At 66.6% G+C, this 25,379-nt stretch carries 24 protein-coding genes; 12 read left to right on the top strand and 12 right to left on the bottom strand.

What is annotated here, in order from left to right; genetic code table 11:
* Window position 1 precedes the first annotated feature (1 nt).
* Complete coding sequence (gene pgm, locus AC3A4Z_RS14415; RefSeq protein ID WP_498712306.1) at window positions 2–1,666, bottom strand: phosphoglucomutase (alpha-D-glucose-1,6-bisphosphate-dependent); 1,665 nt, start codon at window positions 1,664–1,666, stop codon at window positions 2–4.
* A gap of 297 nt (window positions 1,667–1,963) precedes the next feature.
* Here pgm and AC3A4Z_RS14410 point away from each other — a divergent pair, with 297 nt between their 5' ends.
* Together AC3A4Z_RS14410 and AC3A4Z_RS14405 are read left to right on the top strand one after the other, a co-directional pair.
* The gene (locus AC3A4Z_RS14410; protein ID WP_498712304.1) at window positions 1,964–2,851 is read left to right on the top strand and encodes a nuclease-related domain-containing protein; all 888 of its coding nucleotides are present in this window, start codon (window positions 1,964–1,966) and stop codon (window positions 2,849–2,851) included.
* A gap of 64 nt (window positions 2,852–2,915) precedes the next feature.
* Window positions 2,916–3,482 (top strand): DUF4190 domain-containing protein, encoded by a 567-nt coding sequence (locus AC3A4Z_RS14405; protein ID WP_498712303.1) that lies wholly within the window; start codon window positions 2,916–2,918, stop codon window positions 3,480–3,482.
* A 93-nt stretch (window positions 3,483–3,575) separates the two neighbouring features.
* On the opposite strand, the gene AC3A4Z_RS14400 is transcribed toward AC3A4Z_RS14405, so the two are convergent.
* Window positions 3,576–5,033 carry a purine-cytosine permease family protein gene (locus AC3A4Z_RS14400; protein ID WP_498712301.1) on the bottom strand — a complete coding sequence of 486 codons (1,458 nt, stop codon included), beginning with the start codon at window positions 5,031–5,033 and terminating at the stop codon, window positions 3,576–3,578.
* A 133-nt stretch (window positions 5,034–5,166) separates the two neighbouring features.
* Window positions 5,167–5,865, bottom strand: a complete 699-nt coding sequence (locus tag AC3A4Z_RS14395; RefSeq protein ID WP_498712300.1) for a FadR/GntR family transcriptional regulator — start codon at window positions 5,863–5,865, stop codon at window positions 5,167–5,169.
* A 136-nt stretch (window positions 5,866–6,001) separates the two neighbouring features.
* Between AC3A4Z_RS14395 and AC3A4Z_RS14390 the strand changes: the two genes are divergently transcribed.
* Genes AC3A4Z_RS14390 through AC3A4Z_RS14380 form a run of 3 tightly spaced genes read left to right on the top strand, consistent with a single transcriptional unit; the run spans window position 6,002 to window position 10,146 of the window.
* Complete coding sequence (locus tag AC3A4Z_RS14390) at window positions 6,002–7,372, top strand: SLC13 family permease (RefSeq protein WP_498712298.1); 1,371 nt, start codon at window positions 6,002–6,004, stop codon at window positions 7,370–7,372.
* 52 nt (window positions 7,373–7,424) lie between these two features.
* Window positions 7,425–8,636 (top strand): CaiB/BaiF CoA transferase family protein, encoded by a 1,212-nt coding sequence (locus AC3A4Z_RS14385; protein ID WP_498712295.1) that lies wholly within the window; start codon window positions 7,425–7,427, stop codon window positions 8,634–8,636.
* 1 nt (window position 8,637) lies between these two features.
* On the top strand, window positions 8,638–10,146 hold the full coding sequence (locus AC3A4Z_RS14380; protein ID WP_498712294.1) for a carboxyl transferase domain-containing protein: 1,509 nt from the start codon (window positions 8,638–8,640) through the stop codon (window positions 10,144–10,146).
* Window positions 10,147–10,229: 83 nt separating this feature from the next.
* On the opposite strand, the gene AC3A4Z_RS14375 is transcribed toward AC3A4Z_RS14380, so the two are convergent.
* The 5 genes from AC3A4Z_RS14375 to AC3A4Z_RS14355 form a co-directional block, all read right to left on the bottom strand.
* Window positions 10,230–10,706, bottom strand: coding sequence for a LapA family protein (locus AC3A4Z_RS14375; RefSeq protein WP_498712292.1), 477 nt, complete (start codon window positions 10,704–10,706; stop codon window positions 10,230–10,232).
* A 258-nt stretch (window positions 10,707–10,964) separates the two neighbouring features.
* On the bottom strand, window positions 10,965–11,327 hold the full coding sequence (locus AC3A4Z_RS14370) for a hypothetical protein (protein WP_498712291.1): 363 nt from the start codon (window positions 11,325–11,327) through the stop codon (window positions 10,965–10,967).
* Between the two features lie 213 nt (window positions 11,328–11,540).
* On the bottom strand, window positions 11,541–11,744 hold the full coding sequence (locus AC3A4Z_RS14365) for a hypothetical protein (protein WP_498712421.1): 204 nt from the start codon (window positions 11,742–11,744) through the stop codon (window positions 11,541–11,543).
* A gap of 187 nt (window positions 11,745–11,931) precedes the next feature.
* Entirely contained in the window at window positions 11,932–12,156 is a 225-nt protein-coding gene (locus tag AC3A4Z_RS14360; protein WP_498712289.1) for a hypothetical protein, read from the bottom strand.
* A gap of 144 nt (window positions 12,157–12,300) precedes the next feature.
* Entirely contained in the window at window positions 12,301–13,719 is a 1,419-nt protein-coding gene (locus tag AC3A4Z_RS14355) for an amidase (RefSeq protein WP_498712288.1), read from the bottom strand.
* 289 nt (window positions 13,720–14,008) lie between these two features.
* On the opposite strand from AC3A4Z_RS14355, the gene AC3A4Z_RS14350 reads away from it, so the two are divergent.
* The 3 genes from AC3A4Z_RS14350 to AC3A4Z_RS14340 all read left to right on the top strand — a co-directional run bounded on the left by AC3A4Z_RS14350 (window position 14,009) and on the right by AC3A4Z_RS14340 (window position 15,685).
* On the top strand, window positions 14,009–14,335 hold the full coding sequence (locus AC3A4Z_RS14350) for a rhodanese-like domain-containing protein (RefSeq protein WP_493971149.1): 327 nt from the start codon (window positions 14,009–14,011) through the stop codon (window positions 14,333–14,335).
* A 71-nt stretch (window positions 14,336–14,406) separates the two neighbouring features.
* A complete protein-coding gene (gene pheA, locus AC3A4Z_RS14345) occupies window positions 14,407–15,384 on the top strand; it encodes a prephenate dehydratase (protein ID WP_498712285.1) in 978 nt (325 codons plus the stop codon).
* Window positions 15,385–15,478: 94 nt separating this feature from the next.
* Complete coding sequence (locus tag AC3A4Z_RS14340) at window positions 15,479–15,685, top strand: hypothetical protein (RefSeq protein WP_091420301.1); 207 nt, start codon at window positions 15,479–15,481, stop codon at window positions 15,683–15,685.
* 56 nt (window positions 15,686–15,741) lie between these two features.
* On the opposite strand, the gene AC3A4Z_RS14335 is transcribed toward AC3A4Z_RS14340, so the two are convergent.
* The gene (locus AC3A4Z_RS14335) at window positions 15,742–16,806 is read right to left on the bottom strand and encodes a diacylglycerol/lipid kinase family protein (protein WP_498712282.1); all 1,065 of its coding nucleotides are present in this window, start codon (window positions 16,804–16,806) and stop codon (window positions 15,742–15,744) included.
* A gap of 92 nt (window positions 16,807–16,898) precedes the next feature.
* On the opposite strand from AC3A4Z_RS14335, the gene serS reads away from it, so the two are divergent.
* The gene (serS, locus tag AC3A4Z_RS14330) at window positions 16,899–18,179 is read left to right on the top strand and encodes a serine--tRNA ligase (protein ID WP_498712281.1); all 1,281 of its coding nucleotides are present in this window, start codon (window positions 16,899–16,901) and stop codon (window positions 18,177–18,179) included.
* Window positions 18,180–18,251: 72 nt separating this feature from the next.
* On the opposite strand, the gene AC3A4Z_RS14325 is transcribed toward serS, so the two are convergent.
* Window positions 18,252–18,716, bottom strand: coding sequence for a hypothetical protein (locus AC3A4Z_RS14325; RefSeq protein ID WP_498712279.1), 465 nt, complete (start codon window positions 18,714–18,716; stop codon window positions 18,252–18,254).
* An 807-nt stretch (window positions 18,717–19,523) separates the two neighbouring features.
* On the opposite strand from AC3A4Z_RS14325, the gene AC3A4Z_RS14320 reads away from it, so the two are divergent.
* Window positions 19,524–20,387 (top strand): HAD family hydrolase, encoded by an 864-nt coding sequence (locus tag AC3A4Z_RS14320; protein WP_498712277.1) that lies wholly within the window; start codon window positions 19,524–19,526, stop codon window positions 20,385–20,387.
* A gap of 128 nt (window positions 20,388–20,515) precedes the next feature.
* The gene (locus tag AC3A4Z_RS14315; protein ID WP_498712275.1) at window positions 20,516–21,100 is read left to right on the top strand and encodes a histidine phosphatase family protein; all 585 of its coding nucleotides are present in this window, start codon (window positions 20,516–20,518) and stop codon (window positions 21,098–21,100) included.
* An 86-nt stretch (window positions 21,101–21,186) separates the two neighbouring features.
* Here the strand turns inward: AC3A4Z_RS14315 and AC3A4Z_RS14310 are convergent, their stop codons facing one another.
* Both AC3A4Z_RS14310 and AC3A4Z_RS14305 read right to left on the bottom strand, forming a co-directional pair.
* Window positions 21,187–22,101 carry an AEC family transporter gene (locus tag AC3A4Z_RS14310; protein ID WP_498712419.1) on the bottom strand — a complete coding sequence of 305 codons (915 nt, stop codon included), beginning with the start codon at window positions 22,099–22,101 and terminating at the stop codon, window positions 21,187–21,189.
* Between the two features lie 126 nt (window positions 22,102–22,227).
* Window positions 22,228–22,827, bottom strand: a complete 600-nt coding sequence (locus tag AC3A4Z_RS14305) for a hypothetical protein (protein ID WP_498712274.1) — start codon at window positions 22,825–22,827, stop codon at window positions 22,228–22,230.
* A gap of 122 nt (window positions 22,828–22,949) precedes the next feature.
* Here AC3A4Z_RS14305 and AC3A4Z_RS14300 point away from each other — a divergent pair, with 122 nt between their 5' ends.
* Window positions 22,950–25,322: a phosphoketolase family protein gene (locus AC3A4Z_RS14300; protein ID WP_498712272.1), complete on the top strand. Its 2,373-nt coding sequence runs from the start codon at window positions 22,950–22,952 to the stop codon at window positions 25,320–25,322.
* The last annotated feature ends 57 nt before the right edge of the window (window positions 25,323–25,379 follow it).

Genomic DNA, 25,379 nt, shown 5'->3' with positions numbered 1-25,379 from the left:
CCTAGGCGATGACGCTGTCCACCAGCGCCTTGGCTTCGGCCTGAACCTGCTTGAGGTGGTCCTCGCCCTTGAAGGACTCGGCGTAGATCTTGTAGACATCCTCGGTGCCGGACGGGCGGGCGGCGAACCAGGCGTTCTCCGTGACCACCTTCAGGCCGCCAATGGAAGCGCCGTTGCCGGGCGCCTCAGTGAGCTTGGCGGTGATTGCCTCGCCCGCAAGCTCGGTAGCCGTAACGTCCGACGGCGACAGCTTGCCGAGTGCAGCCTTCTGTTCGCGGGTGGCGGCGGCATCGATGCGCGCGTAGACAGGTGCGCCGAACTGGTCCGTCAGGCCCTTGTAGAGCTGCGACGGAGACTTGCCGGTCACCGCAGTGATCTCGGAGGCGAGAAGGGCCAGCAGGATGCCGTCCTTGTCCGTGGTCCAGACGCTGCCGTCCTTCTTGTTGAAGGAGGCGCCGGCCGATTCCTCGCCGCCGAACGCGCCCTCCCCGGAAAGCAGGCCGGGTACGAACCACTTGAAGCCCACCGGGACCTCTACGAGCTTGCGGCCGAGGCTCTCGGCCACCCGGTCGATGATGGAGGAGGACACCAGCGTCTTGCCCACCACGGATCCGGGGTTCCAGCCGCTGCGGTTGCGGTACAGGTAGTCGATGGCGACGGCGAGGTAGTGGTTCGGGTTCATCAGCCCGCCGTCGGGGGTAACGATCCCGTGCCGGTCCGCGTCGGCATCATTGCCGGTGGCCACATCGAACGAGGCCCCTGCGCCTGTGCCATCGCCGGACATGCGCTGGATCAGCGAGGCCATCGCCGCCGGCGAGGAGCAGTCCATCCGGATCTTCTCGTCCCAGTCCAGGGTCATAAAGGCCCACTGCGGGTCCACGGTGGGGTTGACCACGGTGAGGTTCAGCTGGTGGCGTTCGCCGATCTCGCCCCAGTAGTCCACGGAGGCTCCGCCCATGGGGTCCGCCCCGATGCGGACACCTGCTTCGCGGATGGCGTCCAGGTCCAGGACTGACGGGAGATCGTCCACGTAGCTGCTGAGGAAGTCGAACTTGCCGGTGGTGTCCGCAGCCAGCGCATCTGCCACCGGGATGCGCTTGACGCCGCGGAGGCCGTTCTCGAGCAGTTCGTTGGCGCGGTTGGCGATCCAGCCGGTGGCGTCGGAATCGGCGGGGCCGCCGTGCGGAGGGTTGTACTTGAAGCCGCCGTCTCCCGGCGGGTTGTGGCTCGGGGTGACCACGATGCCGTCAGCCTGGGGTGCGCCGGCGCCGGCGTTCCGGTTGTAGGTGAGGATGGCATGGCTTAGGGCCGGGGTGGGCGTGTAGCCGTGGCGGGCATCGATGAGGACCTGCACACCGTTGGCGGCGAGCACCTCGAGCGCCGAGTTCTGCGCGGGCTCGCTCAGGGCGTGTGTGTCCTTGGCCAGGAACAGGGGACCCGTGACGCCTTCCGCGGCACGGTATTCCACGATCGCCTGGGTGATGGCGACAATGTGCTTTTCATTGAATGACGCCTTGAGGCTGGAACCGCGGTGCCCGGACGTGCCGAACACCACGCGCTGGCCGGGATCACCAAGATCCGGCGTGATGTCGTAATACGCGTCAAGAAGCGCAGTGATGTCAACAAGGTCCTGGGGTTGGGCAACTGTACCCGCGCGGCTAGCCATGGGACCAGCATGCCAGACGGGAGCCGCAGTCAAAACGACCAGGGCAAAATCCGGACCATGTGTCCGGCCCTGTGACGCCGCCGCGTCATCAAAGCCGAATGCGCCCTCAACAGCACCCTGCCATCGGGAGACTGGGCCAGTAAACAGGTAGCCGGACTGAGTACCGGCCCTGCAAAGTACTTATATACCGCCGCCTGCGCCCCCTGTTACTTTCGAAAAATCGGACGGAACGTCCGGGAGCAAAAGGACGACGGCGGCCTTCCGCCGTGTATCTCCGGCAGGGAAGCAGGGACGGCCATGGGGGCAGGGGACGGAGCAGCGGAGCAGTCCAGGCTGGCGGCTGAACGGGTCGCCAGGCTCAAGCGCCAGCTCGATCAGGCCGAACGCACCACGACGGCCTGGGACGCGGGTGCCGCGGGCGGACGCGAGGTGGCGGACAAGCTCAGCGAGCTGGTTCCGCGGGGCTGGTACGTGCTGCACGACGTCCATTGGCCCGGCCGGCCGAAGGCAAACCTCGACCATGTCCTCGTAGGGCCCGGCGGCGTGGTGGTGGTCGACGCCAAGAATTGGACCGGCGAAGTGAAGGTCTCCTCCGGAGTCCTGTGGCAGGGCCGCTACGCACGCACCCAGGCAGTGGAGGGGGCGCTGGCCCAATGCGCCGCCGTCGCCTCCGTGCTGGCGCCGCCGCACCGCCGGATGGTGCGTCCCCTGATCTGTATGGCCGCCCAACCAGACCTCTTCGGCGTCACGAACTCTGATGTTGCCGTGGTGGGTACCCAGCGGGTGGTGGGAGCCATCGAGGCACTGCCTCCGGTGCTTGACCAGCAGACGGTTGTGGGGCTCTACGCGCAGCTCGGACAGCAGCTCACGCACGAACAGGAGCCCGGCATCACGGCCTTCCGGAGCGTGCGGCCGGGAACTGTGGTTAAGCCGGCCGACCCGCGCGTCGCGTCCCCCCGGACAACCGGCAACCCGGATCCGGCAACCCCGCGCCCTGTACCCGCGCGGTCGGTGTCACCGCGCGGAGGGTCGGGAAGCTCTGCAATCCGCGGGAATCTGTCGCCGGCGGCGGGCGGTCGCAACCCGAAGAACCGCGGGCGCCGCACCACCGGCGCCGGGCGGCTTGCCCTGCTCGCTGCGTTCGTCATCTTCGCCGTGTACGTGCTGCCATACCTGGGGCGCTGACCTTCACTCCGGCCGGGGCTCCGGCGGCGGTAGGCTGGAAGCAAAACTTCCAGGGGGAAATACCTTGACTGACCAGCCCGCCAACCGGCCTGAATCCCAGCTTCCCGACGGCAGCACACCGCCGGGCTTTGAACCGCGGTTCGCTCCGCCTTATGGTTCCGAGGCACCGTCCCAGCCGCAGTACGGGCAGGGAAACTACGGGCAGGGAAACTACGGGCAGGGAAACTATGGACAGGGCGGTTACGGCCAGAACCCCTATGAAGGCCAGAGCCAGTACGGCGCCTACCAGCAGCCGGGTCCTTACGGCCAGCCAACCAGTCCTTACAACCAGCAGAGCCCGTACAACCAGCAGGGCTACTACGGAATGCCCGCGGAACCGAAGACCCTGAGCATCGCCAGCATGGTGTGCGGCATCGCTTCGGTGATCATGGGCTGGATCCTGCTGCCGCAGGTCGCCGCCATCGTCACCGGCCACCTGGCACTCAAGCGCGAGCCCTCCGGAAAGGGTATGTCCATCACCGGCCTGGTGTTGGGGTACCTGTGCCTGCTGGGCTACGGCGCCTTCTGGCTGCTGGCGATCATCGGCCTGGCCATCGCCAGTTCATCCACCAGCTCTTCCTACACCTTCTGAACTGCTGCCGTCAGGCGCACGACGACGGGCCCGGGCACTGTGCCCGGGCCCGCCGTCGCCCATCAAGCCCGGCAACCTTCAAGCCATAAACCTTCAGGCTTTGACCCCGGCCGGAACGCCCTCCACCGCACTGTCCTGGTACGCACTGTCCGGATAGATGGATTCGGCCGGTGCCCGGTTGGTGGCCTTGGCCCACGGGTAGTAGACGGCAAGGGTGACGGCGATTCCCACGAGCCAGGAGATGTCCGCGCCGCCCAGCCACTTGGTGACCGGCCCGGTGTACAGCGCCTGCGCGAGGAACGGGATCTGGACTACGACGCCCACTCCGTACGACACCAACGCGGCGGTGTTCCAGCGGCCGTAGCGGCCGTCCGGGTTGTAGAGGGCCGGGATGTCCAGCCGGTCACGGGAGATCTTGTAGTAGTCCACCAGGTTGATCACGGACCAGGGCGTGAACACCATCAGCAGCAGCAGCACGAAGTTCTTGAACAGGTTCAGGAAGTCCTTGCTGGCGAATAGCGCGATGAGGACGCTGGCTCCGATGACGGCGATGATAAAAACGATCCGCAACGTCCTGGATACAGTGTCCTTGCGGTTGACGGCGGTGCTTATGGTGACGCCGCACATGAACGCGCCGTACGCGTTGAGGCAGTTGACGGTGAGTTTGCCGGTGACGATCACCAGGTAGATAAAGACGGCGATCAGCCCGCCGCCGGCGAGGTCGCCCATGTAGCCCACTTGGTTCTTCAGGAAGTCGCCGCCCAGTTTCGCGGCGGACAGCCCGCCGGCAATGGCCCCCAGTGTCATGGCCCACTGCGCACCGCCTACGGAGCCTGCGAACGTGTACCAGAAGGTCTTGCGTTCAGAGGTGCCGGCAGGAAGGTAGCGGGAGTAGTCGGCCACGTACGGGCCGAAGGTCAGCTGCCAGCCGGCACCGAGGGCGATGGCGGTCAGGAAAGTGGGCCATTCGAAGCCTTTGACCATCATGACCTGGGTGATGTCGAACTTGGTGACGACGGCAATGGTCAGGTACAGGAACCCGGCGAGGCCCGTCACCGTGGCGATGCGGCCCAGCGCGTGGATGTACTTGTAGCCGAGGATGGCCAGCAGGGCGGTGGCGGTGCCGAAGATGAGGATGCCGACGGCGGGGGCCTCCACACCAAGCATCAGGTTGATGGCCTGGCCGGAGAGTACGGTTCCGGTGGAGGCGAATCCTACATACATCAGGATCACCAGGGCCAAGGGGATCACCGCCCCGTAAACGCCGAACTGTGCCCGGCTGGAGATCATCTGGGGCAAGCCCAGTTTCGGTCCCTGGGCAGAGTGCAGGGCCATCACGGCACCGCCCAGCACGTTGCCCACCAGCAGTCCCACGATGGCCCAGAATGCGTCGGCACCAAAAACCACTGCGAGCGCGCCGTCAACGATTGCGGTGATTTGGGCGTTGGCGCCGAACCAGAGCGTGAACTGCCCCCGCGGGTGGCCGTGGCGCTCGCCGGGCGGAATCATGTCAATTGATCGTGCCTCTACGGCACTGCTTGCTGCGGCCATGGCCAACTCCTTGTGATAAACGTTCGTTCAATCACACCGGGTTGGGCCGGCGATGAAAACCGGAAATCCGGGGGCACTGTCTGGGGTGGGAGACAGGGGTGCCGGACTCTGGCGTGTCGCTACCCGGCCGAGGTCAGCGGAGCAGCTCCACGTCGGAGACAAGCTCGATGTGCGCCAGCATTGCTTCCCCCGCTCCTTCCGGATCCTGCGCGCGGATGGCGTCCGCGATCTTCCGGTGCGAGGCCAGGGACTGCTCGGGCCGGCCCGGCTGGCCGAGGGACTCCATCCTTGTCTCCAGGATCATCTCTGCGATAAAGGCCATCAGTTGCGCCAGGACGCTGGAGTGGGCGGCGGCGGTGATGGCCTGGTGGAAGAGTTCGTCGCCGTGGGTGCCGCGGTCGCCGTCGTTGATCTCCCGGGACATAACGTCCAGGGCATGGTCAATCGCGGCAAGGTCTTCGTCAGTCCGCCGGGCGGCGGCGAGTGCGGCGAGCTTCACCTCAAGGGTGCTGCGCGCCTCCACAATTTCCGGCAGTCGGCTGCGGTGCTCGCGCAGCCCCTTGACCACGGATGCAACGCTGGGCCGCCGCGCCAGCACGGCACCGGTTCCGTGCTGGACATCGATGACCCCCAGTACCTCGAGGGCCACCAGGGCCTGGGCCAGGGTGGCGCGCGAAACACCCAGGCGCTCGGCGAGGTCCCGCTCCGCAGGAAGTAAATCGCCGGGCCGCAACTGGGCAGACTCGATATACGCGAGGATCTGTTCCACCAGCTGTTCGTACAGCCGGGGGCGGGTCACCCGTTCCAGTCCAAGCCGTGCTGTTTTCTCCACAAAGCCTCGTCTACGTCGTAGGTCCCTACAGAATACATGCCACTCCCTATTGACAGATAGACTTAGTGTCTAAGAGGCTAGTCCAGTGAGCCAGTAACTCACGTCACACTTTTCTTTCCCCAATGGAGGACCAACGATGTCCGCTCCTGTCTTGTCGATCATCATCCTGGCGGCGATGTTCCTGCTTGCCACCGTCCTGCCCCTGAACATGGGTGCCCTCGCCTTCGTCGGCGCGTTCCTGCTCGGCACCGTGGTGCTGGGCATGTCCACCAACGAGATCCTTGCCAACTTCCCCGGCGGCCTCTTCCTGACCATCGTGGGCGTCACCTACCTGTTCGCCATCGCCCAGAACAACGGCACCATCGACCTGTTGGTCCGCGGCGCAGTCCGGCTGGTGGGAAGCCGCGTGGCCCTCATCCCCTGGGTGATGTTTGCCATCACCGCAGTCATCACGGCCGTGGGCGCACTGTCTCCCGCCGCCGTCGCCATCATTGCTCCCATCGCGCTCAGCTTCGCGGGGAAGTACAAGATCAGCCCGCTGCTGATGGGCATGATGGTCATCCACGGCGCCCAGGCCGGCGGCTTTTCGCCCATCGCCGTCTACGGCGTCACGGTCAACGGCATCCTGGCCAAGACTGACCTGGCTTTCAGCCCCACTGCACTGTTCCTGTCCAGCTTCGTCTTCAACCTCCTGATCTCGCTGGTCCTCTTTGTTGTCCTGGGCGGCCGCGGACTCCTGTCCTCCAAGGTGGGCCACTTCGTGGAGCAGGCTGCCGAGGCCCGCATGGCCGTCAGCGTAGGTACCAAGGCCGCCGGCTCCGACGTCTCCTTCAAGGGCTTCGGCTCCGGCATGTACGGCCCCCGGGATCCCGCAGGCGACGGCGTCGCAGCCACCAAAGAGCGCTCCGAGCGGATCCCGCAGCTGGTCACCATTGCCGGGCTGGTTGCACTGGCCGTCATCGCCCTCGGCTTCAAAGTGGACGTCGGGTTTGTGTCCATCACCATCGCCATCGTGCTGGCCCTGGTCTCACCGGCAGCCCAGAAGGGCGCCATCAACAAGATCAGCTGGTCCACGGTGCTGCTGATCTGCGGGATGCTGACGTTCGTCGGCGTGCTGGAGGAAGCCGGAACCATCGAATTCGTCTCCAACGGCGTGGCCGGCATGGGCATGCCGCTGCTGGCAGCCCTGCTTATTTGCTTCATCGGGGCCGTGGTGTCCGCCTTCGCCTCGTCCACCGCCATCCTCGCGGCCCTGATCCCGCTCGCAGTGCCGTTCCTCTCCACCGGTGAAATCGGGGCTGTTGGCGTCATCTGCGCGCTCGCCGTTTCCGCGACCATCGTGGACGTTTCCCCGTTCTCCACCAACGGCGCGCTGGTGCTCGCCAACGCACCCGAGGGCGTGGACAAGGACCGGTTCTACAAAAAGATCCTGGGCTACAGCGGCATCGTGATCGTCGCCGGGCCTGTCCTGGCCTGGCTGGCCCTGGTAGTCCCCGGCTGGCTGTAGCGGCCCCGGCCACCCCAAGCTTCCCCGCCTGTTCAAGAAAAGGAACCAGCACATGAGCAGAACCGATAACGCACACGGCCCCCTCGCCGGCCACCTTGTGGTTGACCTGAGCCGGGCCCTGGCCGGCCCGCACGCCGGCATGATGCTGGCGGACCTGGGTGCCCGCGTCATCAAAGTGGAGAACCCGGGAACCGGAGACGACACCCGCGGCTGGGGCCCGCCCTTCGTTGGCCCCGCCGATGACCTCCAGTCCACTTACTTCATGTCCTGCAACCGCAACAAGGAATCCATCAGCCTGGACTTGAAAAGCTCCGACGGGCAGGAGGTCCTGCGGGGACTGCTGGAACGCGCTGACGTGGTGATCGAAAACTTCCGTCCCGGAGTCATGGACCGGCTCGGCTTCTCGCCCGCGGCCATGCATGGGCTCAACCCACGGCTGGTGATCCTGTCCATCACCGGCTTCGGCCACGACGGGCCGGAATCGCAGCGCAGCGGTTACGACCAGATCCTCCAGGGCGAGGCGGGGCTGATGTCCCTCACCGGCTCAGGACCCGACGATCCCCAGCGTGTGGGTGTCCCCATCGCGGACCTGCTCGCGGGCATGAACGGTGCGTTCGGCGTGCTGGCGGCCCTGGTCGAGCGGGACCGGACGGGCCACGGTCAGGTGGTGCGGACCTCGCTGCTCGCATCCCTGATCGGGGTCCACGCCTTCCAAGGCACCCGCACCACCGTGGCCGGAGAAGTCCCCGAGGCGCAGGGAAACCACCATCCCTCCATTGCTCCCTACGGCCTGTTCAACTGCAAGGACGGCAGCGTGCAGATCAGCGTCGGCAGCGAAAAGCTCTGGGCCTCGTTCGCCGCCGCCTTCGGCCTGGACCCGGCAGCGCCGGGCTTCGCCAGCAACGCCGAAAGGGTGCGGAACCGCGCCGGGGTGATTGCCGCCGTCGAACGCGTCTTTGCTGACTATGGAGCAGCGGAGCTGCTGCAGAAACTGAACGACGCCGGGATCCCGGCAGGGAAGGTGCGCTCGCTTGATGAGGTGTACGCGTGGGAGCAGGTGGCGTCCCAGGGCCTCGTGGTGGATGTGGACCATCCGGTCCTCGGCAAGGTCAGCCTGCCCGGGCCCCCGCTGAGGTTCTTTGCGCCCGGCGACGCTGCGGAAACCACCGTCACCGAGCATGACGCGCCGCCGCTGCTGGATGAGGACGGGCCGGCCATCCGGGAATGGCTCGGTTTGGAAACTGTTGCCGCGGGAGTGTCCTGACATGCCCACCGTTGAAAAGGTGCGGCACCTGAGCGCCGCCGAACTGCTGGCAGCCGTAGTGGACGAGGGCTCCTTCGTCTCCTGGGATTCACCTGCGCAGGATCCCGCGCTGTCCGAGGAGTATTTCCGCGACCTCGCCAAAGCACGGGAACGCAGCGGGACCGACGAATCCGTCATCACTGGCGCCGGGCTCATCCGCGGACGTCGGGTGGCATTGATCGTCAGCGAGTTCTCCTTCCTGGCCGGATCCATCGGCCACGCTGCGGCGCAAAGGATCGTGGCCGCCGTCGAACGGGCCACCGCCGAGGGACTGCCGCTGCTGGCCGGGCCCGCTTCCGGCGGCACCCGCATGCAGGAGGGGACGCTGGCATTCTTGTCCATGGTGAAAATCACGGGGGCGGTGCGGGCCCACCGCCACGCCGGCCTGCCCTACCTGGTCTACCTGCGCCATCCAACCACCGGCGGGGTGATGGCCTCCTGGGGGTCCCTGGGCCACATCAACGTGGCCGAACCGGGTTCGCTCCTGGGCTTCCTGGGTCCGCGGGTGTACGAAGCCCTGCATGGCGAACAGTTTCCCGGGAACGTGCAGGTGGCCGAAAACCTGTTCAACAAGGGACTGATCGACGGCGTGGTGGAGCCTGCCGAGCTTGCCGACCTGGTGGCCAGGGCGCTGGATATCCTCTGCGCCCGCCGCGGCACGATGCCGCCGGAGCCGGCCACGCTCGCCGTCCGGCCGGCTCCGGTTGACGCATGGACTTCCATTGGTATTTCCCGGCGTCCCCGCCGGCCGGACCTGCGGCAGCTCCTCAAGTACGGTGCCACGGACGCCCTGCCGCTGAACGGAACCGGGCAGGGGGAGAAGGACCCCGGGCTCCTCCTGGCCCTGGCCCGCTTCGGCGGACAGTCCTGCATTGTCCTGGGACACGCCCGCCCGCTGCGCAGGGACGCGGCCGGGATGGGCCCCGGCTCGCTCCGTGAGGCCCGTCGCGGCATGAAGCTCGCCGAGGAACTGCGCCTGCCTCTACTCACCGTCATCGACACAGCGGGCGCGGCCCTCTCGCAGGAAGCGGAGGAAGGCGGGCTGGCAGGTGAAATCGCGCGCTCCCTGCACGAGCTCATCGGGCTGGAGGCGCCGTCCGTTTCGGTGCTGCTGGGCCAGGGCGCCGGGGGAGGAGCCCTCGCCCTGCTGCCGGCCGACCGGACCATCGCCGCGCAGCACAGCTGGCTGTCACCGCTGCCTCCGGAAGGGGCCAGCGCCATCGTCCACCGGACCACGGCGCACGCTCCGGCCATGGCGCAGGCGCAAGGAGTGAACGTGGCCTCGCTCTACGCCCACGGCCTGGTGGACCACATAGTTGATGAACGCGAGGACGCCTCCCTGGAACCCCAGGAGTTCTGCCGGCGGATGGCGCTCGCTATCGAGTACGAACTGGGGTCCGTGGCGGGCACGCCCGTGGCGGAGCTTGTGGCGGCCAGGTCCGCGAAGTACCGGAGCCTGGGCGCCGGGTGATGCGGCCGGGGCTGGCTCGCCTGGGCGGCTCCGTCACCTCGCAGGTAGGACTGAGCCGCCGGGCGCCCGGCAGCCTTGCTTTCTTACCTCCGCTGGGCGGACCGGGCCCGGTGGGCGTTCCTGCGAAGCTGAAGAATCCGGGCCCCGCCGGCCATTGCCACCAGGACGCCTCCGGACACACTGGCGATAAACAGGGCCATGCCCAGCGGGACGAATCCTTCCAGCGCGAAATAGCGCACGGCCACCTGCTCCTGGTTTTGCAGGATGAAGATGATCAGCAGGATCAGGAGTACCAGGGAGGCCACGACGGCGGCCCACACCACCCCGGCGCGGGTCACCCGAGGCTGGTCGGCGGCGGGACGGTCGGTGGCAGGCCGGGTAGTGGTTGCCGGCGTTGAGTCCGGGAGCGGCCTGGAATCCTGTACCTGCGGTCCCGGAGCGCTGCCCTGTGCTCCCGGGGCGGTGCCGGGGCGGGCGGGTGGTTCGGCGGGCAGGTTGGTCTCCGCGTAATCTCCGGTGGACTCCGGCTGTCCGGCCGGCGGGTAGTTTCCGGTGCTCATGCTGGTTCCCTTCCCAGGACTCCTATGGACGTGATACTAAGCATGCTTATTGTCCCACCTTAGTAGGTGCCGTCGGAACAGCACAACGTAACGCGCGCCGGACAGGAGCGGCAGGGGCAGGCCGTCCTGAAGCCCTTTCCACCGGCGGCGGATGCAACCGCTGGGTTGAGGCCGTACGTGGCGGGCTCGCCGCGGACCACCGACCGCCGACACCGCAGTACTCCGTTCCCGCCACGCCCGGGTTCGGGAACTGTGGCGTTACGTTCCGGAAATCCTCTCGGCGTGCTCGCGTTCCGGGCCGCTCAATTCTGCCGGACCGCTTGCGAGGAGCACCCAATGGGAGACGGTGCCGTCCGGTCTGTGGAAAGCGCCGGACGCGAGGGCGCTGTCGATGAGCCCCCGCACGTCGCGTTCGGAAGCCGGTGCGGTGGCGAAGACGATCCGCAGCGAAACCCTGTCCCCGTCCCGGGACCAACCGGTATGGTGCGCGGCCAGCGGGCACGGCGGCGGGTGTTCCCAGTGTCCGCATAAGGCTGTGGTGATGGCGGCACCGGGCGCGGCAGGATCGGCGGCGCCGTCCATCACCAGGGTGGCTGTGTGCACATACAGTCCGTTCACCATGCTGGTCCTTCCGCCAATGCATCGCTGGTGCTGCCGCGACCTGCCGTGCCAAACACGCCCCCGCAAACACGACCGTCGCAAAACACAACCGTCGCAAACACGGTCTCCGCGGACACAGCCCCCAGAAAACACGACCGTCGCAAACACAACCGTCGCAAACACAACGGAAGGGCCTCCAGTGGAGTCCCTTCTGTTGTTTACACCGTTATGGCGTCAGACCCTCTCCTTGCTCTTTTCAGCCGAGGGGGTGCGGGGCGCTGGCGTCCTGCGCCAGTTGGGGAATGCCCAGAACGTGAAGTCCTGCGCCTTGACTGGCTTCTCCGGAGTTTCCACCGGGGTTTCCTGCTTCGCCTCGGGGTGGCGGTCAGCTTCCTTCCTGACGCCCCACCCGAAGTCCTTGCTGGATGAATAGCACATCACAGGCCTCCTCTTGGTGACTGCCCTTTAATCGTCCTCCTGTTCGCCTCTGGAGTCGAGGTGCGGACGCTGCCGGCATTGACCATGCGGCCGTCTGCGGCCCGGCCAGCGACGGTCCGGACAGGCGGGCTGCCAGCGACTGGCTGGCCGGAAGGCGGACCAAAGAAGACGCGGCTGACTCCCGTGGTCAGCCGCCGGACAATACTTCCTCAGCCTCCTGCGGCTGGTGGAACTGGCATGGCCCCTGGTGGCGGAGCGGCAAGAGGCAGGTCCGTCCGGTCGGCAGATGCACCAGGGCGCACCGGCCGGTGGTGGCCAGGTCCTCACGGACGTTGGCGTTGCTCAGGTCCGGACGGCCGTCCGACGGGCGCGTTGTTCCGCTGCCTGCTGCGGTGGAGGTTTCTGCATTCATGGCGGCGACTCCCCTTCGAGTGATGGCTCCTTCCGGATTGCGGGGCCATCTGGTGCCTGACAGTGTGCTCCCGCTGGGTTACAGGCGCATGAAGCGCGCGTTAGATCCAGGTCAACACGCCCCCGGCAGTGAAAGCGCGGGGCGTCAGAAGCCCACCTGCCGGGCCACCTGCAGCAGAAGTGCCTCCGACCCCAGGGGTCCCACCAACTGGATCGCCATCGGCAGCCCCTCGCCGGGCCCGCCGCCGGTCCAGTGGACGGGGATGCTGATGGCCGGCAGGCCGCACACGTTGACCATGGAGGACCACGGCGCGAATTCGCACTGTTTCCGGTAGTCGCCGTCGGCATCCCCGGGCCACTGTGCCGATGGCCAGGCTGCGCTGGAATGCGACGTTCCGGTGAACCAGCCCACCGGGCGGGGCGTCTGCGCGAGCGCCGGCATCAGCAGCAGGTCCCACTGGGCGTACTGCGTTACCGTGTCCCGCTCAAACTGCCGCAGGAAGGCCAGGGCTTCGTTCAGCTTGGCAGGACTGCGCTGTTGGGCCCGGCGGCGGAACGTCCGGGTCAGCGGGGCCAACAGCGCTTCGCGGTGCGGACTGATCCGCGCCGCGCCTACTCCCGCCGTCCATGCCGTCGTGAACGCGTCCGGGTACCGGTTGTCGTAGCGGACGGCTGCGTCGCTGAGGGCATGGCCGGCACCTTCCAGGAGTTTTTCGCCCGCCTGGAGTGCGTCCATGGCGTCCTGCTCGGGGGTGAACGGGAAGGTCCCCTGCCAGGGACTGTCCAATGTGACGCCGATCCGCAGCCTCGGCGGTTCCTGGTCCACCGCCACAAGATAGCTGCCTTCCACGGATCCGGACGGGACGAGCGCATCCATCATCAGTGCAGCATCTGTTGCGCTCCGGGCCAGGGGGCCGGCCACCACCAGCCGTGCGGGGTCGCCCAGGCTTTCCCCGGCGGGAACCAGGCCGTGGCCCGGCTTGAGGCCCACCAGCCCGCAGGCCGCTGCGGGGATCCGGATGGAACCGCCGCCGTCAGTTCCGGGCGCGAAGGGGACAAGCCCGGCGGCCACGGCGGCGGCACTGCCGCCGGAGGATCCCCCTGAGCTCCTGCTCAGGGCGTGGGGATTGCGCGACGGCGGTGCGACGCGGTTTTCGCTGTAAGCCGTCAGTCCGAATTCGGGCACCTGGGTTTTACCGAGGGAGATCACGCCTGCGCCCTTGAGGAGCGCCACAAGGGGGCCGTCGCTGACCGCTGGTTTGTGGTCCAGGGCGGCGCTGCCGTGTGTGGTCACCACGCCCGCCACGTCCGTGAGGTCCTTGAAAGCCAGCGGCATTCCGTGCAGGGGCGGGAGTTCGTCCTGGGGAGTACGGGCATGGAGCGAATCGGCGGCCCGGGCACTTTCCAGTGCCTGCTCGGCCGTGACCGTGACAAACGCGCCCAGCAGGGGATTCTGCTCTTCAATCCGGGCCAGGAAATGGGCTGTGGCCTCCGCCGCGGAAACCTCGCCTTTGCGCAGGCAGTCCCGCAGCGCGACGGCGGAAAATTCGTGGAGCTCAGCCAAGGTACCGCGGCTCCAGGGACTCCAGGCCCTGCCTCAGGGACTCCGGTGCCGTACCGCCGGAGTGGGTTGGCTGGTCTGCAGGCAAGGTTCCTCCCAGGGGTCTTGCGACAACGAACGTCCCAAAAGCCTAGCGTGCAGCCCTTCCGGACGGGTAAGGGTTGGGAGCAGGCAAGGGTTGCCGGCCTGTGCTCGAGCGGGTCAGGTCCCGGGACGGTGAGGGTGCAGGGCCCTTGGTTCAGGCCGGGTACTAGGCTTAAAGCTGACAACGATCTGCAAGACAGGACTTCCCATGAGCGATTTCGATACCGTCCGCGTCACTGACATCCCCGATGAGGCCGCGATCCTTGATGTCCGTGAGGACTACGAATGGGTGGCCGGCCATGCGGACGGCGCCCTCCACATCCCGCTGGAGCAGTTGCCCGCCAGGCTGGACGAACTCGACCCGGACCAGGACCTCTACGTCATCTGCCGGACCGGCGGCCGGTCCTTCCGTGCTGCGCAGTGGCTGACTGGCCAGGGCTACACCGCCATCAACGTCGCCGGCGGCATGGACCAATGGCTGGAAGCCGGGAAGCCCCTCGTCTCCGAGAGCGGCATGAAGCCGCTGGTGCTCTAGCGCGCCGCCTAAGCGCCGCTTCGCGTCCCCGCACCACACGGCACAGCCTCACACCTTTCAAAGGAACCTCAATGCCCGCGTCCCCGCTCACCTATGCCTTCCTCGGACCCGTTGGCACGTTCACCGAGGCCGCACTGCTGCAGGTACCCGGCGCCGCGCACGCCAGCCGCGTCCCGGCGTCGAACGTCAATGCCGCGCTGGACAAAGTGCGCGACGGTTCCGCTGACGCCGCCATGGTGCCCATCGAAAACTCTGTGGAAGGCGGCGTGACCGCCACGCTCGACGCCATAGCCACCGGGGAGGAACTGCGGATCATCCGTGAAATCCTGGTGCCCATCAGCTTTGTCCTGGTGGCCCGGGCCGGAGTGGCGCTGAAGGACATCCGGCGGGTCTCCACCCATGGCCACGCCTGGGCGCAGTGCCGCCTCTGGATGGACGCCCACCTTCCGGACGCTGAATACGTTCCGGGTCCATCCACCGCGGCCACCGCCATGGGGCTGCTGGAGGAAGACTGCCACTACGACGCCGCCATCTGCGCCCCGCTGGTGGCACGGGAACAGCCGGGACTCTCCGTGCTCGCTGAGGACATCGGCGATAATCCGGATGCGGTAACACGGTTCATCCTCGTGAGCCGGCCCGGCAGCCTGCCCGAACGCACCGGTGCGGACAAGACCTCGGTGGTGGTGCCGCTGCCCGAAGACCGGCCAGGCGCCCTGATGGAGATCCTGGACCAGTTCGCCAGCCGCGGCGTGAACCTCAGCCGCATCGAGTCCCGGCCCACCGGGCAGTACCTGGGCCATTACTTCTTCAGCATCGACGCCGACGGGCACCTCAGTGACGCGCGGGTGGCGGATGCCTTGGCAGGGCTTCACCGCATCAGCCCAGCCACCCGATTCCTCGGCTCGTACCCGCGGGCTGACCAGCAGCAGGCGGTGGTGGAACCGCACACCTCGGACGCGGCGTTCCGGGCAGCGCGGTCATGGGTGGCAGGGCTGCAGCCGGGACCGGCGGACGTGGAAAACGGTTCCGCCCCTTCGCCCAGAGCGTAGGCAATTGCCTTCTCTACCACTTCCGCGCGCTGTGGACAATGCGTATGCTTGCTTGATCCACCATGGGGATGGCCCCTAACGAAGGGAGCGGGTCATGACTAGCAACAGCACTGACAATGATGGCCAGGGAATGATCGTCAATCCCCGTCCCACTGCCGACAACCAGGACTGGGACGGCGACGACGCTGACCGTGCTGACCGCCTGCGCTTCGAAGAGGAACAGGCAATGATCCGTGAGCAGTCCGAGGCCCGTGCCGCCGCTAAAGCCGCAGCCGAGGCGAACAAGGAAGCCCACGCCTGACCCAGCGCTCCAGCCCGGACACGTTCCAGCCTGGACTCGTTTCAACCCGGACTCATTTAGGCCGGAGACGCCTGACCCTTAACCCTGACCAATAACGAACGCGGTTCCACCTGGACGGTAACTTTGGTGGCCTCCCCGGCCGTGTCGCCGTCGAGTTGGGTGGGCATCGGTTCCGGGCACTTGATGATGACCTTGCCGGACCGGTACACGGTCATGATGGGCAGTTTCCCGCTGTGCTTGAACATGATCTTGACGTACATCAGCAGCCAGCCGATCGCACTGCGCGGACTCATCACCACCACGTCCAGCATGCCGTCGTCGATCATGGCCTGTGGGATGAAATCGATGCCGCCGGGAACCAGGCCGCAGTTGGCGAAGAGGATGCTGCGGATGTTCCGGACCTGGTCCGGGCTGTCGTCCAGGGAGATGGAGATCTTCTTCCGCCGGCCCGGCAGGTGGCGCATTCCCGCCTCCGTATACGCCAGCCAGCCGAGCGTCTTCTTCAGGCCGGCGTTGGTATCGGCCAGCACCTCGGCGTCCATGCCGATTCCTGCGATCACCAGGAAAACATGCTCCGAGGAGTGACCGGTCCTGGAGTTTTCGATCCCCATCCGGGCGGTGTCGATGTAGCGCTGGTGGCCAAAAAGGGCCGTCTGCACGTTGCTGTGGAGGTCGTTGACGTCCAGGTCCACGTTGCGGGCCAGGAGGTTGCCGGTGCCCAGCGGGATCAGGCCCATGGCAACCCCGGTGCGGGCCAGGGACTCGGCCACCACGCGGACAGTACCGTCGCCGCCGCCCACCAGGACGACGTCGGGCTTGTGCGCCAGCGCTGCTCGTGCCTGCGAGAAGCCAGGGTCCTCCACGGTTGTTTCATAAAAGACGGGCTCGTCCCAGCCCGCCGTGAGGCAGGCCCGCTGGATGGTGGCTTTTGCTTCCTCAGCGCGGGTTTTGATGGGGTTCAGGATCACCGCCACCCGCTGCTGGCTGAGGCCCGCCTCGTGCGCCTCGCCGCCTACCGCGCTGCGCATGTGCAGCGCCTTGAGCCTGCGGACTCCCCACCAGCTGGAGATGGCGAAGGCAAGCGCCACCGCGATCAGCAGGTAGAGAATCAGGTCGCTCATAGTTCCCCAACAGTATCCCGGCGGCGGCCGGGCTTTGACGGCCTGCAGGCCGGGCGCCGTCGTACTCCCGACGGATTGGATACCCTTATGTGGTGATCGACGTAAAAGACCTCAGCGAAAACCCGGAGAAGTTCCGAGCCAGCCAGCGCGCCCGCGGCGCGGACGAATCGGTGGTGGACGCGATCATTTCCGCCGACTCCGCTCGCCGTGCCGCGCTCATCCGCTTCGAGAACCTCCGCGCCGAGCAGAACGCCTTCGGCAAGAAGGTGGCACAGGCCAAGGGCGACGAGAAGAAGGCCCTGCTGGCCGAGGTCAAGGAGCTCGCCAACTCCGTGAAGGCAGCCTCCGCTGAAGCGGACGCCGCGCAGACCAAGCAGGAAGAGCTGCTGCGCACCATCCCCAACCTGATCGAAGACGGCGTCCCGGAGGGCGGCGAGGACGACTACGTGGTGGTCAAGACCGTGGGCACGCCGCGCGAGTTCCCGGACTTTGAGCCGAAGGACCACCTGGAAATCGGTGAGCTGATCGGTGCCATCGACATGGAGCGCGGTGCCAAGGTGTCCGGCGCCCGCTTCTACTTCCTCCGCGGCGTGGGTGCCCGGCTGGAGATGGCGCTGCTGCAGATGGCCATGGACCAGGCCATCGAAGCCGGCTTCATCCCGATGATCACGCCCACTTTGGTGCGCCCCGAGACCATGCAGGGTACGGGCTTTGACGTAAAGCACGACGCCGAAATCTACCGTCTCGCAGAAGATGACCTTTACCTGGTGGGCACCTCCGAGGTGGCGCTGGCCGGGTACCACGCGGACGAGATCCTGGACTTCTCCAACGGGCCCATCCGTTACGCCGGCCAGAGCTCCTGCTACCGCCGTGAGGCCGGTTCGCACGGCAAGGACACCCGCGGCATCATCCGCGTCCACCAGTTCAACAAGGTGGAGATGTTCATCTACACCACTATTGAGGAGGCCGCGGCCGAGCACCAGCGGCTGCTGGCCTGGGAAGAGGAGATGCTGGCCAAGTGCGAGCTGCCGTACCGGGTTATTGATACCGCGGCCGGCGACCTCGGCACTTCCGCAGCCCGGAAGTACGACTGTGAAGCCTGGGTTCCCACCCAAGGGGCCTACCGCGAGCTGACTTCGACGTCCAACTGCACCACTTTCCAGGCCCGCCGCCTGAACATCCGCGAACGCGCGGTGAACGCGGAGGGCGTCGTCAAGGGCACCCGGGCGGTTGCCACCCTGAACGGAACGCTGGCCACCACCCGCTGGATTGTTGCGCTCCTGGAGCACCACCAGAACGCAGACGGCTCGGTCAACGTGCCCAAGGCGCTGCAGAAGTACCTCGGCGGGCTTGAGGTCCTCCCGGTCCTGTAGGTTTCCCGCCCGTCCTGGGTTTCGCACCCTCTAAGAGACCTTGCACCTGCATACCCGCGGGTGCAAGGTCCGTTAGATGGTGCTTTTGCTTCTGATCCCGCTGCTGGGAAGCCCGGCAGTCCGCAGCAGTGCGGCCAGGCGCGGCGCATCTGAAGCGATCGCCCAGTCCCAGCGCACTACCCTGAACCCGGCCGCACGGAGTTTGTCCTCGCGCTTCTTCTCGGCCAACACCGCCTGCCGGGCGGTCTGGTCGCCAAGGTACTCGTCGCGCAGGTACTTCGCGTCGCCGTCGAACTCCCCGACAAGTTTGAACAGTGGCCAGAAGAAGTCGGTTCGGGCCACGAAACGCCCGCCTATATGGAAATTCGCCTGCAGCAGCGGAGCAGGAAAGCCCAAAAGGTGCATCTGTGCCCTGCTTAGCGATTCGCCGGCCGATCCCGAATTGGTAACGGCGAACTCGAGTACTTGGGCGACCCAACGCCGTCGGGCCCCCGATTCCAGACGATCGGCGAGCGCCAGCAATTCGTCCTTGCCCACCCCGGGGCCCGAGGTTCGCCGAACTCCGAGGGCATGATCAGCCAGAACCGTACCCGCCGCGAAATTCTCCCTCGCGATAACTGACACCACAGTCTCCGGTAATGGAGTTACCAACAGCCCGGCACGTGAAACTGCGGCTGCTGCCTGAGGGCCGTGGCGGGCGATGCCGTAGCTGCCAAGTCCCTCCAATCCGGAAAAACCGGACGGCATCCGGGCGGCTGAAGTCGTTGGACGGCTCCTGCCTGTGTGCCCCCTTGAGGCCCCGGACAGGTGGACGTGGCTCGGAACATCGAGCAATTCCAAGTCCCACAGTACGGCGGCTGTATTCAGGCAAAACCTGGGCTCCGGCAGCTCCAGGTTCACAGCAAGAACTGTCTGGCGGTACCTTTCCCAGGGTGCCAGTGAGATCCATTCCTGTTTGAGGGCGTAGACGCCTCTCCGGACGCGGATCAATTCCCCGCGGGCGTAGCGCCTGCTGAGGGAGCGGGAGTCCCCGGTACTCCGGTGCAATACAGCGGCATCAATCAACTCCATGCCGATCATCGTCCGTGGCACGTGCCGGGCATCAAAGCGAAATCGAATGTATGTGGACAATCACAAAACCGGCAGCGCACCTCCGTACGGACAATGCACCAGCGGGTTCCCAGGTGCATTGTCCGTTGGCGGGTGCCAGCGCAATGCGCGCCCGGGCCAGAGGCGGAGGTTAACACTCACAGCGTGCACGACCTGTGGGTCTTAACCAACTGTTCAATAACGCTGTGGCGCGCGTCCTAGCGGATTTTTGAGGGCATCTGCTCTACTTGATGGATGACAACGCTGACTGAAACCTCAGTCGCCGGCAACGATGACCGGCGAGACAACAACGAAAACAACAACGCAGGCCAGAAGCTGATGGTCGCCCTGGACGTGGACGGCACCCTGGTGGACCACGACGGCCACATGTCCCCGGCAGTTCGTGAAGCGGCGCAGGCAGTGGTAGCTGCCGGCCACGAGGTCATGATCGCCACAGGCCGGTCACTCAACGCCATGCTGCCCATCATTGAAAACATCGGTATTGATCGCGGTTACGCCGTGTGCTGCAACGGCGGTGTCACGCTGCGGCTGCATCCGGAACTGGACAACGGCTACGAGGTCATCCACAAGGCCACCTTCGATCCGGCGCCCGCCCTCCGGGCCCTCCGGGAGCGGCTTCCGTCCGCGAAGTACGCGCTGGAGGACGAGGACGGCAACTTCCTGTCCACCGAACGCTTCCAGGACCCTAGTTTCGGTGTGGAGGCAGTGGGCGTCGACTTCCACACCATGCTCGAAGCAACCGCCGTGCGCGTGGTGGTCTTCAGCACCGAAAACACGCCCGAAGAGTTCAATGAGGCCATCGAGCACGTGGGCCTCGCCGGTGTCACCTACTCCGTGGGCTGGACGGCATGGCTGGACATCGCGGCCGCCGGCGTCACCAAGGCCAGCGCCCTGGAGACCTTGCGCGGGCGCCTCGGCATCGAACCGCACCTGACGGTGGCAGTAGGCGACGGGCGGAACGATATCGAGATGCTCAGCTGGGCAGGGCGGGGAGTGGCCATGGGCCAGGCCCCGGAGGAAGTGATCGCCGCCGCGGACGAGGTAACCCACTCCGTGTACGACGACGGCGCCGCCCACGTGCTCCGCAGCCTCCTCTGAAAAACCTCCGCCAGGCAGCGCTCTATGCAGCTTGCCCTCGGCAGCCTCCCTGCCGGGACAGACCCTCGCGCCGCCGGTGCGCGGGCCGCAATTCCTGGCCAGGCCCGCCGTCGGGCAGAATGGAAAGCATGACCCTCACGACGTTCGCCCTCATCCGTCACGGCCAGACTGACTGGAATGCGCAGCGCCGGCTTCAGGGCGCCACGGACATCCCGCTGAACGACGTCGGCCGGGCCCAGGCGCGGGACGCCGTCGCCGTGTTGTCCGCGTACGAGTGGGACGCCATCGTGTCCTCGCCGCTGAGCCGCGCCGCCGAAACCGCCGATGTCATAGCGGCCGGGCTCGGGCTCACCAAAGTCCGCCGCATGCCCGAACTTACCGAGCGGAGCTTCGGCCCGGCGGAGGGTATGCAGGCCGGCCCGGAACTGGACGCACTCCGCATTCCCGGCGGCTTCCGCGGCGCCGAAAGCGAGGACGAGGCAGCTGACCGGGGCTTGGCCGCCCTGGAGGCACTGGCCGAGGAATACCGCGGACGGCGCCTTCTCGTCGTCGCGCACGGGACGCTTCTGCGCGTGAGCCTCAGCCGCGCCGTGGGCAGCACGTTGAAAAGCATCGACAACGCCGTCCTCAACCTGGCGCACCACCACGCAATCGAGGGCTGGCAGCTGGAATACTTCAACGGCGAGCCGGTGATGGCGGCCAGCCAGGGCTGAGGCCCGGCCAGCCGAGGCTGACTATGAGCCCGCGCTGACCCGTGAGCCCGCGCTGACCCGTGAGCCCGCGCTGACCCGCAGGGGCCCTAGCCAAACAGCAGCGCGGCTCCGAGCAGCAGCGGAACGGACAGCACCGTGGTGATCACGGCGGTGGACTGCGCCAGCGCCTGGCCCACGCCGTAGCGGATGGAATAGAGCACCACGTTCTGTCCCGTGGGGAGGATGGCGCAGGCGGTGACCACAAAGGTGCTGAACGCGTCGAGGCGGAAAACGAAGGCCGCCAGGATCCACGCCAGAAGAGGCTGGACGGCGGATTTGAGCACCACCGCGACAGCCGTGGGAGCGGCCTCGCCGGTACCGCCGCGCAGGGTGAGCCCGTGCAGGGACATCCCGAAAATGATCAGCATCAGCGGCACGGTCATCTGCGCCGCCAGGGACACCGGGGCGAGGACGAGTTCCGGGACTTCGATCTCGAAGGCGCTGAGCAGGATGCCCAGGATTGCCGCGACGGTCACGGGATTCCGGAACGGCGTGGCGAGGACCTTCCGGACCGAGAGTTTGTGCCCCTTGGGATCTGCCAGATCGAGGATGGTGAGGGCCACCGGGGTCAGCAGGGCGAGCTGGAACAGCATGATCGGGGTGACGTACGTGGCGCTGCCCAGAACGTAGGCGGACAGCGGCACGCCCAGGTTCGTGGAATTCACTATGCCGGTGCTCAATGCGCCAATGACGGTCCGCCGTGTCCCCCACCGGCCCAGCGCTCCAACCACCGCAAAAATCAGCATGCAGGCAACGGCCGTCACCACCGAAATCAAGCCCGTGGCGCTGAGTACTTCGGTGATATGCCGCGTGGCGATCATGGAAAACATCAGGCTTGGCAGCCCCACCGTGAACGACAAGGCGGATAGAACCTTCGTCCCCTGCTGCCCGAGCACGTTGTACGGGGCCAGGAGATATCCCGCCAGCAGCACCATGCCCACCACAAAAAAGCCCTTCAGCACTCCTTCCAAAAGGCAGGCCTCAATTCTGTCCGGGGAATATTTGCTCTTGTAAAACTACCCGGCGGGGAGGACGTCAATGCCCGAGGCTGCCCTCGGAAGCCAGCCGGCAGCAAACTCAAGGAAGCCCTAGCGCGCCTCGAGGATCAAGGCCAGCAACCGTGCTGCGGCCGGCCGGGCCGCGTGTTCCTCGTTCCACTGCGCCCGGGCCACCGCCTTGCTGACCGCCTGCGTAGTGATTCCCAGTTCCTGGGCTACGGCCTTCTGCTGCCCGCGGACTCCCGGGGTGAGCAGGTCAAGGACCCGCCATTCGGCACCGGACCGGTCGCGGACGATATGCCCCAGCAGCCTCAGCACCGCCTCGGCGTCGTGGGCAACATCGGCGAGTGGACCCTCCACGGCAACCGGTACCCGCTCCTTGCTGTTCCGCAGCCTGTCCACCGCCCTGCGGGCGTACACCAGCCCGTGGCCGGACGCGTCCTTGATCTGGTTGGGAAGCGGTTCATTTACGGGCCCGACGCCGATCCCCACGTACCACGCACCGGCCCGCAGCGCGATCAGTGCCGCTTCCACAGCCTGGTGCGCGCACTCCACGATGCCCTGGACTTCGTCTTCCACGGACCGGTCGAAGTCCAGGCGCGCAGGAATATGCCGCAGGTCCTTGAGCAGCTGCGGCACCCGGTCACCATCGCGCCGGCTATCGGTCTGGTTGATTGTCAGCGTGAACATCTGAAAGCACAGCCTACCCGCAGGTAGCCTCGCCCCGGCAAGCGGGGTTGCCTCGTCCGGGCCCATCTGGTGCGATGGAGCAACGGCCGTCTTTGGGCGGTGACCGCGACGTGAGGATGGCTATGACCAGCAGCATGGGGCAGGACGAACTCGAACTGGTGGACCGTTGGTGGCGCGCCGCCAACTACCTGTCGGTAGGCCAGATCTACCTCCGCTCCAATCCGCTGCTGCGCGAACCGCTGGCGGCCGGGCACACTAAGTCCCGGCTGCTGGGGCACTGGGGCACCACGCCCGGGCTTAACTTCATCTACGCGCACCTGAACCGCATCATCCGCCGCGACTCCGCCGAGATGCTCTTTGTGGCAGGTCCCGGCCATGGCGGTCCCGCCGTCGTCGCCAACGCCTGGCTGGAAGGCACGTACTCCGAGATCTACGGCCACGTGGGCAACGACGAGGATGGCCTGGCGGAGCTGTTCCGCCAGTTTTCCTACCCCGGCGGCATCCCCAGCCATGCCGCCCCGGAGACCCCCGGATCCATCAACGAGGGCGGCGAACTCGGGTACTCGCTCGCCCATGCCTACGGTGCAGTCCTCGACAATCCCCAGCTGGTGGCCGCCGTCGTGATTGGGGACGGCGAGGCGGAAACCGGGCCGCTGGCCGCGAGCTGGCACTCCCACAACTTCCTGGACCCGGCAGCGGACGGCGCGGTGCTGCCCATCCTGCACCTGAACGGCTACAAAATCGCCAACCCCACGGTTCTGGCGCGCATGCCCGAAGCGCAGCTTGAGCAGCTTCTGCGCGGTTACGGCCACGAGCCCTACTTCGTTACCGTCAAGGACCCGGACAACACGGAGCAGGCCCACCGCGACTTCGCGGCGGCGCTGGAAAGCTGCATGACGGACATCCGTGCCATCCAGGACTCGCGGCGGACGCCGTCGGAGAACCAAGCTGCTGAGGCACCGCACTGGCCCATGATTGTGCTGCGCTCGCCGAAGGGATGGACCGGGCCGCGCGAGGTGGACGGGCTGCAGGTTGAGGGGACGTGGCGGAGCCACCAGGTGCCGCTCTCGGAGGTTCGGACCAACGGCGACCACCTGCGGCTCCTGGAGGAATGGCTGCAGTCCTACCGCCCCGAGGAACTGTTCGACGGCGACGGGCGGCTCCGGCCCGACGTCGCCGAGGCTGCCCCCACCGGCGACTTCCGGATGAGTGCCACGCCCCACGCCAACGGCGGACTGCTCCGGCGCGCGCTGAAGCTGCCCGACTACCGTGATCACGCCGTCGAGGTTGCCAAGGCCGGGACCGAGCGGGTCAGTCCCATGGTCACGCTGGGTTCATGGATGCGGGACGTCGTGGCCCTGAACATGGAAACGTTCCGGCTCTTCGGCCCGGACGAGACAGCGTCCAACCGGCTCCAGAACGTCTATGAGGTCACGGACAAGGTGTGGCAGTACCGCATTGACGACGTCGACGAGCACCTTGCGCGCTCCGGCCGGGTGATGGAGGTGCTCAGCGAGCACCTGTGCCAGGGCTGGCTGGAAGGCTACCTCCTGACCGGCCGGCACGGCGTCTTCAGCTGCTACGAGGCCTTTATCCACATCGTCGACTCGATGTTCAACCAGCACGCCAAGTGGCTGAAGGTGCACCGGAAGCTGCCGTGGCGCCAGCCGGTGGCATCCCTGAACTACCTGCTGTCCTCCCACGTGTGGCAGCAGGACCACAACGGGTTTTCGCACCAGGACCCCGGGTTTATCGACCACGCGGTAAACAAGAAAGCGGAGGTCATCCGGGTGTACCTGCCGCCGGACGCCAACACCCTGCTCTCCGTGATGGAGCACTGCCTGGCGTCAACGGACTACGTGAATATCGTGGTCAGCGGAAAGCAGCCCTCACCCACCTGGCTGGGTCCGGCGGACGCCGCCACCCACTGCCAGCGCGGGCTGGGGATTTGGGAGTTTGCGGGCTCGGAGGTGCCGGGGGAGGAGCCCGACGTCGTCCTTGCCTGCGCCGGCGACGTCCCCACGGTGGAAACCGTGGCGGCGGCGGAGCTGCTCCGGCTGGGTGCGCCGGGGCTGAAGGTCCGCGTGGTCAATGTCGTTGACCTGATGCGGCTGCAGGACGAGAGCGAACACCCGCACGGGCTTCCGGCACGGGACTTCGACGGGATCTTCACCGCGGACAAGCCGATCATCTTCGCCTACCACGGCTATCCGTCGCTGATCCACCGGCTGGCCTACCGCCGCTACAACCAGGAGGGCCTGCACGTGCGCGGCTACAAGGAGGAAGGGACCACCACCACACCCTTTGACATGGCCATGCTGAACGGCATCGACCGGTTCCAGCTCGCCATCGACGCCATCGACCGCGTGCCCGGCCTGGCGGAGAAGCACTCGATGCTGCGGCAGGAGCTCCAGGACCGCCGGATCCGGGCCCGCGAGCACACCCGCACCCACGGTGAGGACCCGGAGGAGATCCGGAACTGGAAACTCGGCTGACCCCTCGGAGTTTTTGTCCAGATATGCTGACCTCCGGGCCCCGGAACCCTGCATATC

Source organism: Arthrobacter sp. Soil_C_49 (assembly GCF_057656635.1).
Note: the sequence above shows the minus strand (reverse complement) of the source record. Positions and strands in the feature narration are given on the sequence as shown.

What these genes read in the sequence shown, in the direction of transcription:
- pgm (WP_498712306.1), bottom strand. Translation starts at nt 1,666, where the DNA reads ATGGCTAGCCGCGCGGGTACAGTTGCCCAACCCCAGGACCTTGTTGAC.
- AC3A4Z_RS14410 (WP_498712304.1), top strand. Translation starts at nt 1,964, where the DNA reads ATGGGGGCAGGGGACGGAGCAGCGGAGCAGTCCAGGCTGGCGGCTGAA.
- AC3A4Z_RS14400 (WP_498712301.1), bottom strand. Translation starts at nt 5,033, where the DNA reads ATGGCCGCAGCAAGCAGTGCCGTAGAGGCACGATCAATTGACATGATT.
- AC3A4Z_RS14390 (WP_498712298.1), top strand. Translation starts at nt 6,002, where the DNA reads ATGTCCGCTCCTGTCTTGTCGATCATCATCCTGGCGGCGATGTTCCTG.
- AC3A4Z_RS14385 (WP_498712295.1), top strand. Translation starts at nt 7,425, where the DNA reads ATGAGCAGAACCGATAACGCACACGGCCCCCTCGCCGGCCACCTTGTG.
- AC3A4Z_RS14380 (WP_498712294.1), top strand. Translation starts at nt 8,638, where the DNA reads ATGCCCACCGTTGAAAAGGTGCGGCACCTGAGCGCCGCCGAACTGCTG.
- AC3A4Z_RS14375 (WP_498712292.1), bottom strand. Translation starts at nt 10,706, where the DNA reads ATGAGCACCGGAAACTACCCGCCGGCCGGACAGCCGGAGTCCACCGGA.
- AC3A4Z_RS14370 (WP_498712291.1), bottom strand. Translation starts at nt 11,327, where the DNA reads ATGGTGAACGGACTGTATGTGCACACAGCCACCCTGGTGATGGACGGC.
- AC3A4Z_RS14365 (WP_498712421.1), bottom strand. Translation starts at nt 11,744, where the DNA reads ATGTGCTATTCATCCAGCAAGGACTTCGGGTGGGGCGTCAGGAAGGAA.
- AC3A4Z_RS14360 (WP_498712289.1), bottom strand. Translation starts at nt 12,156, where the DNA reads ATGAATGCAGAAACCTCCACCGCAGCAGGCAGCGGAACAACGCGCCCG.
- AC3A4Z_RS14350 (WP_493971149.1), top strand. Translation starts at nt 14,009, where the DNA reads ATGAGCGATTTCGATACCGTCCGCGTCACTGACATCCCCGATGAGGCC.
- pheA (WP_498712285.1), top strand. Translation starts at nt 14,407, where the DNA reads ATGCCCGCGTCCCCGCTCACCTATGCCTTCCTCGGACCCGTTGGCACG.
- AC3A4Z_RS14340 (WP_091420301.1), top strand. Translation starts at nt 15,479, where the DNA reads ATGACTAGCAACAGCACTGACAATGATGGCCAGGGAATGATCGTCAAT.
- AC3A4Z_RS14335 (WP_498712282.1), bottom strand. Translation starts at nt 16,806, where the DNA reads ATGAGCGACCTGATTCTCTACCTGCTGATCGCGGTGGCGCTTGCCTTC.
- AC3A4Z_RS14320 (WP_498712277.1), top strand. Translation starts at nt 19,524, where the DNA reads ATGACAACGCTGACTGAAACCTCAGTCGCCGGCAACGATGACCGGCGA.
- AC3A4Z_RS14315 (WP_498712275.1), top strand. Translation starts at nt 20,516, where the DNA reads ATGACCCTCACGACGTTCGCCCTCATCCGTCACGGCCAGACTGACTGG.
- AC3A4Z_RS14305 (WP_498712274.1), bottom strand. Translation starts at nt 22,827, where the DNA reads ATGTTCACGCTGACAATCAACCAGACCGATAGCCGGCGCGATGGTGAC.
- AC3A4Z_RS14300 (WP_498712272.1), top strand. Translation starts at nt 22,950, where the DNA reads ATGACCAGCAGCATGGGGCAGGACGAACTCGAACTGGTGGACCGTTGG.